This is a genomic window from Paraglaciecola algarum, assembly GCF_021532655.1.
GTDB classification, from domain to species: Bacteria; Pseudomonadota; Gammaproteobacteria; order Enterobacterales; family Alteromonadaceae; genus Paraglaciecola; species Paraglaciecola algarum.
Map to the genome: position 1 here is coordinate 24,999 of NZ_JAKGAS010000010.1, position 14,365 is coordinate 39,363.

Below are 14,365 nucleotides of genomic sequence, written 5' to 3' on the forward strand. Positions count from 1 at the left end.
ATCCGTTAATTTTCGTGTTTTATGCTGCTAATAGAGCTTATTTCAGTAGAACATTTTGTTGTTCATTCTGACCTAAACTTGCATGTATCATTTCTAACATAGATTTACCTATCTTGAACAACGAAATTTATTTTTACCTAGGTTTTGTTTCGGGTTATCGCAAAAACGTGCGTCGATTCCAGATTTGTAATACCTTAGCTTAATCTATAGATTGAATTTCGAGCTTTATGTTAATTGAAAACCACCAAGAACAAGGAACACTCGAATTAGGTGAACAAGCATTTGCTAAACATAGCCTACAATTTTGGTCTCTACAGATTAGTGGCTGGATTGGTTATGCCATTGTGGTATTTATGGCCGTTATTCGGCCTCAATTTGATCGAGTAGATTTTAATCTGTCAGGGCAAATGACTAATTTGGGAATAGAAGTTACAAGTGGTTTTATTCTTAGCTATTTCCAATGGACTATCATTAAAAGAATAGTTCATTTACCTCTTAGACAAACCTTGTTTTTAAGTTTTGTAAGTGCTGGAATTATTGGTGTTTTATTTAACGTGATTAAGTTATCTTCATATAAAACAGTTGTTTATAATCAAGCTTGGTATGAACAATGGAGTATGCTGGAGTTTGGTGGATGGTTTCTGTTTTCCTTATCTACTATGTTTGTTTGGACTGGCATATTTTTTATTATGTTGTACAACGTAAAGCTGCAAAAAGAACATGAAATGTTATTGCGTGCTCAAACGTCTGCAAAAGATGCGCAGTTACAAATGTTACGTTACCAACTTAACCCTCATTTTATGTTCAATACTATGAACGCCATTTCCACCCTAATTTATAAAAAAGATAATGAAGTCGCTGGAGAAATGTTAGATAAATTGTGCGCATTTTTTCGATATTCTTTAGACGAAAAGTCGGCACCTAAAAGCTCTTTACGTAAAGAAATTGAACTTTTAGATTTATATTTATCCATTGAAAAAGTGCGTTTTGGTCGTCGCTTGAACATATCTATGGACATTGAACCTCGAGCTTTATTAGCTGAAGTGCCCACTTTATTTTTACAACCTATAGTCGAAAATGCGATTAAATATGGTATCGAAACGCGGAAATCTGATGGCTATATTTTGTTATCTGCAAAAGTGAAAAATGCACAGATAGAAATTGTAGTATCTGACGATGGACAAGGAGACAACAGTGGAGTTGCCAAAGGTTTTGGCATTGGATTAGCTAACACTAAAGAAAGATTGGATACCTTGTTTAATCATGAATGCGAGCTTAAAATTAGTAACAGCACATACGGTACTAAAGTACGCATTGTTTTTCCTTTTCAAAAAGTGGTAGCGAATGCCTGATAAATTAATATCCGCCATCATAGTAGACGACGAACCTTTAGCAATTGAGGGCTTACGTTTGCGATTAGAAAATATTTCAGATGTGAAGGTGATTGGTGAAGCAACTGATGGTGATCAAGCCATAAAATTGTGTCATCAATTACAACCCGACGTGTTATTTTTAGATTTACGCTTGCCTGGATTAAACGGTTTAGAAGTAGTGCAAGTGTTACAATCAGATATTATGCCGCTAATCGTGTTTGTTAGTGCTTATAGTGAATATGCCCTCGACGCTTTTGAGTTAAACGCTATTGATTATGTTATGAAGCCGGCTAATCTAGGTCGTTTACAAAAAACTATGGAAAGAATTAGAGAGCGCCTGCTGCCACAAAATAGAGAGCTAGAAAAATACCGTTTACTCAAAGCTTTGGGTGAAACTTCTGGTATCGCTATTTCAGAGCTCGAAGAATGGCTTGAAAACCCTCAACAGCCTTTACCCTGTAGTTTTCGACAAGAACTAGTGATTAAAAATGCAGACAATGAAAAGGTTTTTGTGCCAGTCAAAGATATAGATTGGATAGACGCTGCCGGTGATTATATGTGCATTCATACGGCGGCAGAAAACTTTATTGTTAGAGTGACAATGAAAAGCCTAGAAAGTGAATTGGACGGAAAAATGTTTAGCCGTATACATAAATCAACCTTGGTTAATGTTCATAGAGTGAAAAGCATTCAAACTTTGCGTAATAACGAAAGTATGCTCGACTTAGGAGGGGAGGTTAAATTAAAAGTGAGTCGAAATTATAGCGATGCTGTGGCTAGAATTATTGAGGCTAGGCAGTCTTGAGCCTTGTTCATGTAATTCATTTTTAAAACATTTAATTTGGGCTAGACTTTATATAAAAGTTTATTGATTTGAGAGCTTTATGGAAATATCGAGGTTTTGTTCATATTTTTCCTATGTAGTTTGTTTTTGTGGTGTTTTCTTTTTTAGCTGTAATAATTTTGCGGTATCTCAACCCGTCATTAGCACCTGTGTTATCGATTCTGAGTTGTTTCCGTTGTGGAGAAAACCAGGCGAAGAGACTATGGACTCTCCTGGTTTAAATATTGAATTATTTAACGTTATTTCAAATAGATTGTCTCTAAAGGTTGAATGGGTGAGAGCTCCGTTTCCAAGGTGCTTAATTTTATTGCAAAATGGAGAGGTTGATTTAATAAATGCTGTCAGTTACCAAAAAGCCCGTGAAAAGTATGGGAAATACCCTTTTACAGAGGGAGAAATTGATATTAGTAAAAGGCTTAAATATGATACTTATCATGCATTTGTAAATAGTACAGACCAAGTGCAGTGGAAAAAAGGCAAGTTTGTAGAGTTAGGTAAAATGCCTGTTGCAATTGAAACAGGGGCTTCAGTAAAAAACTTATTAAACCGACTTAATATTGATGTTTTGGAGTTGCCTAATGCTGAGCATGCATTTGGTATGTTATTAAAAAAACGAGTTTCTGCTGTTATTACAAACGTTAATAATGGTTATAAATATGCCCACCCTAGTATCAAACGCCTTGCAGAGCCCGTTCAAAATAAAGCATATTACCTAATGATATCTAACCAGTTTTATCAAACTCATACTGAGTTGGCTGAAAAAATATGGCTAGGATCGCAATCACTACATATTTCTACTTACCAAGCTGTGGAGGATAAATATAACAAGGCGACGCCTTGGTAATTTATGCTATCCAGTAATCGTACCTATTTAAAACCATTCATTATTTATGATTGGCCCCTACGCCAGAATTTAAAAGGGCTTAGACCTGTCGCATGGCTTTAGTCATAAAACACCTGTGGCTGTTAATTGAGTAGGGTTTAGTTTTTGTAGTCCCTGCGCGTACTAATGTTGAAAAAATGCTAAGTTACTAAAGTATGCTCGACTTAGGCGGGCAGGTTAAATTAAAAGTGAGTCGAAATTATAGCGATGCTGTGGCTAGAATTATTGAGGCTAGGCAGTCTTGATTATCTTTTAAAGCTAAATACAAATATGCGGTAAAAAGCGGCTAGAGTCTTGGGTAATAAGTGATGAGTCCTCTCGCATGGAAATACCTGCCGCTTGGTCGTTGACTAGCCATGAACCAATTAATGTATGGTTATTACCAAATTGCGGTAGGGGGTAAAAATCCTGATAGATAAATCCTTCTTCACCGTATGGGCCATCACCTTGCACTACTGTTTTTCCTTGTTCTATTATACTGATATTGGCCCCTTCTCGAGAAAAAATGGGTTTTTTAACTAGTTTCGTTTCACGGGCTTTAGTTAATTCATCTTCAAAGTAAGCGGCTAATAAGTTGGGGTGGTTAGGAAACATTTTCCATAACATAGGCATTAAGGCTTTATTAGATAAAACAGATTTCCAGATTGGCTCTATCCAATTGACTCCGGCGTCTTGAATGGCTTGGCCAAACTCTTCTCTTTGCATAAACTCCCAAGGGTAAAGTTTAAATAATGTTTCTATTCGGTTGTCTTTTAAGTCGCTAAAACTGCCACAATCACTTAAGCCTATATCTTCAATAAACACAAAGTCATTTAATAAGCCTGATTCTTTTGCGCAGTCCTGTAAATATTGAACTGTGCCTCTGTCTTCTTCGGTATCTTGGCAACATGCAAAATGCATATGCTCAATACCATAGTGTTTTGCTATGGCCGCTAATCGGTGCACTAACTTTTCTTGCAGTGAATTAAATTGGTCTGATTGTTTGGGCAGTTTTGCAGCGTTAACTTGTTCTTCCAACCATAACCATTGCCAAAAACCACTTTCGTACAGTGATGTGGGAGTATCAGCGTTGTTTTCGTATAACTTTGCTGGTCCTTTACCGTGATAAGCAAAGTCTAAACGTGAATAAAGACTGGGTTGTTTGTGTTTCCATGAGTCTGCAATTAATTGCCAAAAATCAGCGGGGATCTGGAATTTTTCTAACAGTTGTTCAGACTGAACCACCTTGTCTACTACCTCTAAACACATTTGATGTATTTCGACTGTGGGATCTTCTAAGTCTTGTTCAATTTGTTGTAAAGAAAATTGATAATAAGCGGTTTCATCCCAATAGGTTTCACCGTACATAGTGTGAAATTTAAAGCCAAAATCAGCCGCTTTACGCTGCCAATTTTCCCGCTCTTTTATATTAATTCTTAGCATTATCTAGGAGATTTATTGTCAGGAATAGTAGATGGAGCTTACCCGCCCCAACCACCTTTTTTACTGCTGCTACCCCAGCTAGATTTAGCTCTGACACTACTACCAAACCCGCCACGTTTCATAGTTTTATTCACCGTGGGTTTAGGTTTAAAAGAATCTTTACTCACATGCATAGAACGTCGGCGATAGTCGCCAAAGTCATATCCGTCAGCTCCTATCCATCTATTTCTGTACGGGGAATAACGAGAATAGGAGGTAAACATTGGCTGATAGTTATATCCCCTAGGAGACATCAGGTTACTTAACATGTAACCGGCCATAAATGGCATGAAAAAAGAGCCTGAGCTATTGTTGACGGCATGACATTGGTTGTTGCCAAATTCACTTTCACAATCTCTTTGTGAGTTGTATTTTGGGCCAGTTCGCTGCGCTTCTGCTAGTGCCTCTTCGTAGGCTAGCTTACATTGCTGGGCATACTCTGGATTGGCGTTAGTGCAATCTTCAGGACTAGTAAATACTTCGGCTTTTTCTTTATCGCCACAAGAGGATAAAAAGATTGCTGTAATACCCAAAGCTAAAGGTTTTACACTAAAACCCTTACGCATACTGTCAATATTGATTGAGCGGCTTCGTTTACTGGCAGTCTGTTCACTGCTGGTGTTTTTACTTCTTGTTTTACTTAAATCGGTTGGCATATGACCTTCCTCCTAGTAGCTCATACAAGCGGCATTTAACAAACCCACAGCTATAGACATAGATGCTAATATCGTTCCGGCAGACACTTCGTTTTGATCAATTCTTTCGGCAATTTTGGGCATAAAGGTAAAACGTAATAATGCAAATGCCAGTGATTGGGCGATGATGGCTACCACGCCCCAAACCACAAAATCAACGAGTGATTCAGAATTAGATACCGCTCCTGCTAGAGCAATACTAAAACCAACAATAGCCCCGCCAAAACCTATGGCAGCGGCTTGATTTTTGTCTTCTTTGACTAACTTCCACTCATCATGTGGCGTGACAAAAGCATAGACAATTTTAAATATAAACAATAAGACAATTGATACTGCAAAATACAAGGCAAAGTTAGTTAAGCCCGCGATTGAAAGTAAAATGGCGTCCATTATTAATCCTTTTGGTAGAATGAGCTAAATGAGATTACCCATTTATTGTGATATCTGCTTGACCGATATTAAAGCCTGTACTAACTACTAAGCAACGATCAAAATTATTATTTATTAATTTTTCTTCAGCGCTGACTAAAACCGTTTCAGTATCATCTTGATTTATGTGCCTTTCGTACAACATCACAAATTGATCGGTTTCGCTTACATCACCGTCTTCTTCATAGGTTTTTTCAGTCATGGCGACAGGTGGTGATTCTTCACCTACCGCATCCCACACTCTTTGGTATGAATTGCCTTCAAGAGAGTAGGTCGGGGTAGATACGCCAGAGTTTAAGGTTTGTTTCCATTGAGCTTCAGAGCCTATGGTTTTCGTTTCATAAAAATACCAAAGTTTCACATCAGTTATATGATTTTCGGTATCACCGCCATCTAAAATAACTTGTAAGTAGGCATCATCATCTGTGTAAAAACGTAATATTTTTCCACCTGTATCTAAATTTACCTCACCAACTGCTTGAATTATATGCTGACTGGCGGCTTTTTCGATAACAAGCTCAGGTTCTATTAAACGCAGTTTTAGTGGGTCTAGTTCAAATGAACCACCTAAATATAAGCCCATGATTTCTGGAGCTTTAGGCTTATTATCTGTTTCTTTTTTGCCAAATAATTTACTAAACATATTTTCCTCAATGGCCAGTTAGGCCTCCAAAAACTCTTGCCAACGGATATTCATGATCCTCTTTTCGGCGATATAAAAGATTTTGTCGTTAGGGTAGAGGGTTAAATCTAAATCAGGATTAACCATAATATTAAGTTTTGTATCTGATTTGGAAACACCAATTAAAGTCGCGCGATAATGACGTTTCAAGTGTTCAAATATGCGCTCTACTTTTATCGGAGTTAGCTCCTTGGGAATAGACACTGAGTATTGCGCTTGACCATCATACACATCTAATAAGTCATGGTGTAACAAGCTAGAACCTGGATCAAAAGCTGATTTGGCTAACATTTCTACCGCAACACTAGGGGTACATTCTACATTTGGACAATGCTTTTGCAGTAAACCTACTAAACTTTCATCGTTAAAGTAAGCCACCATTTGTGCATTAGGATTACGTTGGCTGCAATAAAGCGCGGTAGTCATGGTTAGATCATCTTCTGGATTATCCATTAACACCACTCGGGCTTTATCCACACAGGCTCTATCCATGTCTACGTCATTACTAAAAGTTGCCACTTTAACAAACTCAATTTGGCCGGGCAATGGGTTGGTGATATCAGCTCTTACACACAAGACTATGGTGGGATCATCTTCGATAGAAGCCCGTTCTCTAATAAGTAAATTTAGTAAACGAATAGTGCGGTGGCCATTCCAACCCAGAACTAGAATATGATCTTCTAAATCTAAACTTTTCAAACCTCTTGCTCCTTTTTGCCATTGGTTAGATACCCAAGTTGCCGTTCGTCCTAAGACTAAAGCAAATATCGTTAAGCCAAGTGGGATGATATAAAATGATACAAGATATTTCCCCGTATCTGTGACAGGAGATAAGTCACCATAACCAACAGTTGAACCAGTTACTACCAGCCAATAGATAAAATCTGTCGGTTGAGTGAGTGCTGTTTCACCTGCAATTGATAATAGAACCCAACTACTTACCCCATAAAAAAGAAGCGTTAGTACAATAGTGTACCAACGCATCTCAGCAAATACTCGGGTAATCAATGCTCTTAATTTCGGAAATTTATAAATCATCATTCCTTAATAATATTTTATAATTAGCAGTTATTTACCCAAAATACGGCTTAATTCGTCATCAGCAGAAGTTGTACCACCGGCAATCCCAGCTTCAGCTAAACGTTTAGATAAATCATCACTTGATTCTTCTGTGGCCAGTTCTTCAGCTGCTTGTAATTCAGCATTACGTAAGTTTTGTTTTTCTTGAATACGCGACAAAGATTCAGTGGCTGTTTTCATTTTACTATTTGCGCCTAGATGACGAGACGACACAGCTACTTGAGCTTTTTGCACTGATTCAGTGGCCTTTACCATGTCAACCTGCTGCTCTAAACGTTTTAGATTAGACTTTGCTTGGCTGATATTACTGGCCAATTGTTTTTCAGAGGTTTTAAACTGGTCTAGATACTGTTGTTCTGCATCTTGTTCAGCACGTAAGTCGCTTACCTTTTGAGCACAATCTAAAGCGAGTTGACGATCTGTATCAATTGCTTTTCTGGCATGGGCTTCATATTGCTCAATTGAAGCTTGCAGGTTATCTACTTTTTGCTGTGCTAATTTACATTTCGCCAAAATTTGTGTTCTGGCGTGATCAGACTTACGTAGCTCGTCTTTGGCTTCGCGAATTTCTTGCTCAAGAATACGAATGGCCTGGCTGTCTACTACAGACTGCGCCGCTTCTGTTGCTCCGCCTTTTACAGCAGTGACTAATTTTCTCCAAACTGACATATTCTATCTCCTAAATCTTACAAAATAACTATTTCAAATGATCTTGGTAGGCATCTAAAAATGCCTCAACATTTTGAAACAGTGTGGTTAATTCAATCACTACACTTTCTGCTTTTGACTGTGAACTTAATGAGCCAAATGCGGTGTAATACTCTTCACCCGCTACTTGCGATATTCCTACTGTAGTCAGTGGAAAAATCATGTGGGTTTTTAAAATTTCCTCGTTTAAAGCATTGCTATCTTTCACTTCTGACTTAGAAAACAACAATGATTCAACAATTATTTGCTCTCCACTGATAGCAAGCCAAGCATCAATACCATCGGTATTGGCAACTAATAAGCAGCTCTCTTCACGTGTGACCACTAAATCTTGATGGTCAGTTAATAGGGTCTCAAGTTGGTTAAGATCCCAAGTCATGGCTTCTCTCCTGTAAGGCTAATGACTAATAGTTACTCCACATTTGTAATACAATGGATGTATTACGTTTATGTTTCGAGACATAGTGTAGTCAGTAATAAGTTAATAAGTCAATTTATTTTTTCAACATTTGATATTTATATGTTTTAAATGTAAATTATACTTCACATTTTGTGGTAAATATAGCGATCGAAAAATATGTCCAGTAACGATGATAAAACAGCAAAGGATAACAATGCCAGTCTTTCTACAACCCTTTCTGCTGATTGGCGACAATTAGTCCAGCGAATAATAAAGGCTGAAATGTCTAAAAGAGGCACTAAATATCAAGATTTGAGTGACCGTTTAGCTCATATCGGAATTCATCAGAGTGCTGATAATCTCAGAAATAAGGTGAATAAGGGAATAATGGGCGCCGATTTGTTGTTACAAATCATGTACGTGTTAAATATGCGCAGAATTGAACGAGATGATATTATTGATATCTTTGCCGATTTAGGTTGTCCACTAGAGTAATGCTTGTTAGTGGACTATTTTTAAGCATAAAATTAAACAAGCATAAAAAAACCCGGATACATAATTTAATGTTCCGGGTCAAAAATACAGTTTGGGAGAAAACGTCAATAATCTAACTGTGAATTAATCATATGCCACTAGACTTTTTCCGCAATACTACTTTGGTATGTTAACCGAAAGGCTAGTATTAAAAAATATACGTAAATGCCGATTAAAATGTTCCCTTTGTAAGAGATTTGAATGAAATTATCTGATTTTCAATTTGATTTGCCCGAATCACTCATTGCTAGATACCCTACTGAAAATAGGGTTGCGAGCCGTTTAATGCATTTAGACGGCAATACTGGTGTAATTAAACATAAACAATTTGTAGACATGATTGAGCTAGTAGAGCCCGGCGACTTGCTTATATTCAATAATACCCGTGTTATCCCCGCTAGATTATTGGGCCAAAAAGAATCAGGTGGAAAAGTCGAAGTATTAGTAGAACGTGTATTAGACGAGCATCGCGTTCTAGCACATGTAAGAGCCAGTAAATCACCTAAAGTGGGTACTAAGTTGATACTTGAAGGTAAAGTTGAAGTAGAGATGTTAGGCAGGCACGATGCACTATTTGAATTGAAGTTTTTAGCAGATGCACCGGTATTAGCAATATTGGAAGAGTTTGGCCATATGCCATTACCACCCTACATTGACAGGCCTGACGAAGATTCAGACAAAGAACGTTATCAAACAGTGTACAACCAAGTACCAGGAGCCGTTGCTGCACCAACAGCTGGATTACACTTTGACGACAACATTTTGCAGCAGCTTACAGATAAAGGTGTACAAACAGAGTTTGTGACTTTGCATGTTGGGGCTGGTACTTTTCAGCCTGTTAGAGTAGATAATATTTTAGAGCACCAAATGCATTCTGAGTATGCAGAAGTGCCTCAGAAAGTGGTAGATGCAATTTTAGCTACTAAAAAAGCAGGCAAAAGAGTGATTGCTGTGGGTACCACTTCAGTCCGTTCTATAGAATCTGCTGCGCAACAGGCACATAAAAATAATACCGAGCTCAAACCTTTCTTTTCTGATACCGATATTTTTATCTATCCGGGTTATGAGTGGCAGATTGTAGATGCCATGTTCACAAATTTTCATTTGTCTGAATCTACCTTACTGATGCTAGTCAGTGCATTTTGTGGCAAAGAAAATATCTTTAACGCTTACCAGCAAGCGATTGAAAATGAGTACCGTTTTTTCAGTTATGGTGATTCTATGTTTTTGCAAAAACGAGTGGAGAAGTAGTCTAGGATATGGGGGGAGCATCGCAAATAGTTTCACCTTGTGTGAGTAATTGTTGCTTAGATGACAAAGATATGTGCTTGGGCTGTTTTCGAATGATGGATGATATTCTGGTTTGGGCGCAATCGGACGATAATCAAAGAAAAAAGATACTCGATGCTTGTACTAAACGGCGTGAGTCACATGATAAAAACTATAAAAATCGGTTCACAAATAATTTTCCTCCCTAGATAGTCTAGTCGTCATAGATTTGCTAACATCCCGCCTCAATTTTTCAAAGGGCAATTATCCCAAATGCAAATTACGTTAGCGCCTATGGAAGGGGTTGTAGACCACCTGATGCGCGACATGTTGACTCAAGTAGGTGGTTTCGATTTATGTGTTACGGAATTTGTGCGCGTAGTTGAACAACTTATGCCTAGAAAGGTGTTCTACCGTTTGTGCCCTGAGCTTAAAAATGGCGGTTTTACTCCTAGTGGCACACCTGTAAAAGTGCAATTGTTAGGTCAACACGCCAATTGGCTAGCTGAAAATGCAGTAAGGGCAATAGAGCTAGGATCACATGGGGTTGATTTAAACTTCGGTTGCCCTGCTAAAACGGTTAATAAAAGTAAGGGCGGGGCGATATTATTGCGCGAGCCTGAAACCATTCACCAAATAGTCAAAGCCGTTCGTCAAGCCGTTCCAAAAGAACAAGCTGTTACTGCTAAGATGCGTTTAGGTTTTGATGATAAATCACTCGCGGTAGAAAATGCTCAAGGGATCGCTGATGCAGGGGCTGATTCGTTGGTTATTCATGCCAGAACTAAAGTCGAAGGGTATAAACCGCCTGCCTACTGGGACTGGATTGCCAAAATTAAACAAGAAGTGAATATTCCCATTGTGGCGAATGGTGAAATTTGGAATCAACAAGACGCTTTAAACTGTCAACAGCAGTCTAACTGTGAAAACATTATGATAGGTCGAGGAGCGTTAGCCTTACCCAATTTAGCTAATGTGATTAGAGGCGAGCAAGAGCACATGCCTTGGGACCAAGTAAAAGACTTGTTAGTTAAATATTCTGGTTATGAGTTGTATGGCGATAAAGGTCGATATTACCCTAATCGAGTTAAGCAATGGTTGGGGTATTTGAGTCGCGAATATACTCAAGCACAAGTGCTATTTGACCAAATAAAAAGACTACGTGATTCGGCAGATATTTTGCAGGAAATTCAACGATAGAAAATGTGCTAAGGGCACCAAGCCTTATTTTAAGTGCTTCGCACCTAGGGCATGAGGTTTGTTCACAGGGCATACGCCGCGCGAACAAGGAATCGCTTCGCGATAGCTTGATTAGCAAGCTCACTAAAAGCATACGCTTCGCTTATTAAAAGTATTCAATACGTTCATGGCAATCTTGGTAACGGCTCCCTTCGAGCTATTGACTCTTTTTATAAATAACTTCTTTGGTATTGATCCAAAGGTGCAGCTGAAGCTATTCCATATTTACCCTGTAGATATTAGTCAACATTTAAGAGACATTACTGAGTCACTTAATCCGTGTTACCTTTAAATATTATTACTTTCTACAAAAGTTTATTTATTTGGGAACAATAGGATTTATGCATAAAGCTAGATTACGCCTTAATGTATTTTCAATTTTGATTCTGTTTGTATGTTTCGCCCATGGCCAAACACACAAAGATTCATCTGTAGTGGTATTGAAAAGTGATCAGCAAGTCATCCAAATTGAAGCTGCCACTTTGGCGATTGAATGGCAAACTACTACAGATAAACTGGCTATAAACCAGGCTAGTTTATTGGTTAATGGCGTTGCTCAATATGTTAATAAAGTAGAACAACAATCAGAAAGTTCAGCGAGTTGGGTACTCAAACCGAGCCAAATTCAAATCTCAGTTAGTTTTAACCAAACACTACAAGTTAGTTTTGAATATTCAACACAAGCACCGCCCATTCTTCGAAACCAACCCATTCAATTAACTTGGTTTGACTTACCAGAACAATTCACACAAACCCTGCTTATGCCTTTTAATGAAGGTATGCGTATTCCTACAGACAATAAAACTTGGACTGAATATGCAATTTCAACTTATTCAGGTGCCACCACCACCCAAGATCTTAAAATGCCATTTTGGACTGCTGAGTTAGTTGCGCAGCGGCCCACTTTTGTCAGTGTTCACTTACTTACAGCAACGGATAATCGTTTGCAGTTTTCTGAACAAGGAAATAAGTTGGATCTCACCGCTGAGCATGACTTTACTATCTTGAATTCTCACCAGCCATTTGCAGTACAATTTATCTTAGGTCAAGACCAGCTAGATGGCGCTAAATATTATCGAGCTTGGCGTAAACAGAAAAAACTTAGTACTTCTTTGGCTGAAAGGCTGGTTAAACAACCTCAAATTAAACGCCTAATTGGTGCCAGTCAAGTTTATCTTTTTGGTGGTAAAGTCTTATCTCATCATGATGTAAAAGACTGGTGGGGACTCAAAAAATGGTACTTTTCACAAACTCAATTCAAACCAACAAAAGAGTTAATTAAAGAAATTGCTCATTTTGAAAAAGGTAAAGATTGGTTAAGTATTTATCAAAAGCGTTTGTTGATTGAAAATATTAATCTGGCTGTAGAGCGATTAATACCGCCTGATAAAGCGATAAATAAAGAGGTAAAAAACCAAAATGGTATTGAACAACAATTTATCGCCGCACAAAACCGAAAAACTTGGCTAGTGAAACATGCAGGGCAATTTTTGATTGAGTCAAACCAGTGGGGGCAGGGGATTGCAAAAGGTATGCTAGATACTTTTAAAAGCGCTAAATTGGAAAAATTGTGGTTAGGCTTTGATAATTGGATGCCTGCGTTTTACCAACCTGAAGTTATAGACCAAGCCAAAGCCACAGGATATTTAATTGGTACTTATGACTCTTATAATACAGGCATTCCAAAAGGACTAAACGATTCTTGGTTAACCGCACAATTACCCGATGATATGCGTAACACCTGTGCCATTCAGCGGGCTGATGGGGTAAATGTTAAGGGCTTTCAAAATAGTGGTTTTTATTTAAACCCTGCGTGCGGCAGACCTTATGTTGAACAACGGATTAAAGACTTATTACGTTTTGGTCGTTTTAATAGTTTATTTTTAGATGTTGATGCAACGGCTATGGCTCGTGAAGATTATTCCTTTATTTCAGATGGGAAAGAGGGCATGGATCAAAAACAAATGCTTGAAGCCTTTAATCAGCGTATGGATTGGATTGCCCAACAGGGCGTGGTGTTAGGCTCCGAAGATGGAAATGCATTGACTACCCAAGGCTTAGCTTTTGCCCATGGCATGGTCACTCATGGTTTTGGTTGGAGAGATCCAGATATGCGACGTAATCGTAAGTCGCCTTATTTCTGGGGAGCTTGGTACCCAGATGCTAGGCCTGCGGTGTTTTTTAAATCAGCTCAAGTTAAAGAGCCTTATAAAACCTTGCTTTTTTCTCCACAATTTAGAGTGCCTTTATATCAAACCGTTTTCCACGATGAGGTGATCAATACTCACCACTGGTTGTTCGATAGCTTAAAGTTTATCGACGTAAAAATAGCCCGTGATTTAACCTCAATGTTATACAACACTCCAGCTATGGTGCAGTTAAGTCGTGATGATGCGATAAAGGTTAGTCAACCTCGAATTAAAGCTTTAAAACATTATCAGCAAGGTTTTTTACCTATTCATACTCAGCTTTGGGATAAAGCTTTAACCGACTTTAAATGGTTAGATGACAAAGGCCAATTGCAACAAACCAGTTTTAGCGATGGCTCTAAAATTATTGCCAATTTTTCCCTACACCAAGATCAAAAAATTGATGAGCAACTCATTCCTAAAACATCGATAGTAGCGTTTTTAAGTAATGGACAAGTGATTTCTTGGACTGCCAGCCCCTAAATAGCTGATGTGATCATCAAGAAAATATCGATAAAATATCAATAAAAAGCCAATAAAAAAAGCACGCATATTTCTAAGAGTGCTTTAATCAGTTTT

At 38.1% G+C, this 14,365-nt stretch carries 15 protein-coding genes; 8 read left to right on the forward strand and 7 right to left on the reverse strand.

Features of this window, described 5'->3' with window-relative positions:
- The first annotated feature begins 227 nt into the window (after positions 1–227).
- From L0668_RS16290 to L0668_RS16300, 3 genes are all read left to right on the forward strand, one after another.
- Positions 228–1,352, forward strand: coding sequence for a sensor histidine kinase (locus tag L0668_RS16290; RefSeq protein ID WP_235313783.1), 1,125 nt, complete (start codon positions 228–230; stop codon positions 1,350–1,352).
- Positions 1,345–2,178, forward strand: a complete 834-nt coding sequence (locus tag L0668_RS16295) for a LytR/AlgR family response regulator transcription factor (protein WP_235313784.1) — start codon at positions 1,345–1,347, stop codon at positions 2,176–2,178. The genes L0668_RS16290 and L0668_RS16295 overlap by 8 nt, the downstream gene beginning before the upstream one ends.
- A 241-nt stretch (positions 2,179–2,419) precedes the next feature.
- Positions 2,420–3,061, forward strand: coding sequence for a substrate-binding periplasmic protein (locus L0668_RS16300; RefSeq protein ID WP_235313785.1), 642 nt, complete (start codon positions 2,420–2,422; stop codon positions 3,059–3,061).
- Between the two features lie 297 nt (positions 3,062–3,358).
- Here L0668_RS16300 and L0668_RS16305 read toward each other — a convergent pair whose 3' ends face one another.
- From L0668_RS16305 to L0668_RS16335, 7 genes are read right to left on the reverse strand one after another with little or no spacing between them, the layout of a single operon-like run.
- Entirely contained in the window at positions 3,359–4,522 is a 1,164-nt protein-coding gene (locus L0668_RS16305; RefSeq protein ID WP_235313786.1) for a glutathionylspermidine synthase family protein, read from the reverse strand.
- A 38-nt stretch (positions 4,523–4,560) separates the two neighbouring features.
- Positions 4,561–5,217: a DUF1190 family protein gene (locus tag L0668_RS16310; protein ID WP_235313787.1), complete on the reverse strand. Its 657-nt coding sequence runs from the start codon at positions 5,215–5,217 to the stop codon at positions 4,561–4,563.
- A gap of 12 nt (positions 5,218–5,229) precedes the next feature.
- Positions 5,230–5,646 (reverse strand): DUF350 domain-containing protein, encoded by a 417-nt coding sequence (locus L0668_RS16315; RefSeq protein WP_235313788.1) that lies wholly within the window; start codon positions 5,644–5,646, stop codon positions 5,230–5,232.
- Positions 5,647–5,680: 34 nt separating this feature from the next.
- Positions 5,681–6,328: a YjfK family protein gene (locus tag L0668_RS16320; RefSeq protein WP_235313789.1), complete on the reverse strand. Its 648-nt coding sequence runs from the start codon at positions 6,326–6,328 to the stop codon at positions 5,681–5,683.
- 18 nt (positions 6,329–6,346) lie between these two features.
- Entirely contained in the window at positions 6,347–7,405 is a 1,059-nt protein-coding gene (locus tag L0668_RS16325) for a potassium channel family protein (RefSeq protein WP_370659909.1), read from the reverse strand.
- 30 nt (positions 7,406–7,435) lie between these two features.
- Positions 7,436–8,116: a PspA/IM30 family protein gene (locus tag L0668_RS16330; protein WP_235313791.1), complete on the reverse strand. Its 681-nt coding sequence runs from the start codon at positions 8,114–8,116 to the stop codon at positions 7,436–7,438.
- 28 nt (positions 8,117–8,144) lie between these two features.
- Positions 8,145–8,534 (reverse strand): YjfI family protein, encoded by a 390-nt coding sequence (locus L0668_RS16335; RefSeq protein WP_235313792.1) that lies wholly within the window; start codon positions 8,532–8,534, stop codon positions 8,145–8,147.
- 198 nt (positions 8,535–8,732) lie between these two features.
- On the opposite strand from L0668_RS16335, the gene L0668_RS16340 reads away from it, so the two are divergent.
- The 5 genes from L0668_RS16340 to L0668_RS16360 all read left to right on the forward strand — a co-directional run bounded on the left by L0668_RS16340 (position 8,733) and on the right by L0668_RS16360 (position 14,269).
- Positions 8,733–9,050, forward strand: coding sequence for a DUF6471 domain-containing protein (locus L0668_RS16340; protein WP_235313793.1), 318 nt, complete (start codon positions 8,733–8,735; stop codon positions 9,048–9,050).
- 240 nt (positions 9,051–9,290) lie between these two features.
- Entirely contained in the window at positions 9,291–10,340 is a 1,050-nt protein-coding gene (queA, locus tag L0668_RS16345; RefSeq protein WP_235313794.1) for a tRNA preQ1(34) S-adenosylmethionine ribosyltransferase-isomerase QueA, read from the forward strand.
- Positions 10,341–10,348: 8 nt separating this feature from the next.
- Positions 10,349–10,567: a DUF1289 domain-containing protein gene (locus L0668_RS20740; protein WP_268820404.1), complete on the forward strand. Its 219-nt coding sequence runs from the start codon at positions 10,349–10,351 to the stop codon at positions 10,565–10,567.
- Between the two features lie 64 nt (positions 10,568–10,631).
- Positions 10,632–11,558, forward strand: coding sequence for a tRNA dihydrouridine(16) synthase DusC (gene dusC, locus L0668_RS16355; protein WP_235313795.1), 927 nt, complete (start codon positions 10,632–10,634; stop codon positions 11,556–11,558).
- 380 nt (positions 11,559–11,938) lie between these two features.
- Entirely contained in the window at positions 11,939–14,269 is a 2,331-nt protein-coding gene (locus L0668_RS16360) for a glycoside hydrolase (RefSeq protein ID WP_235313796.1), read from the forward strand.
- Positions 14,270–14,365 lie beyond the last annotated feature (96 nt).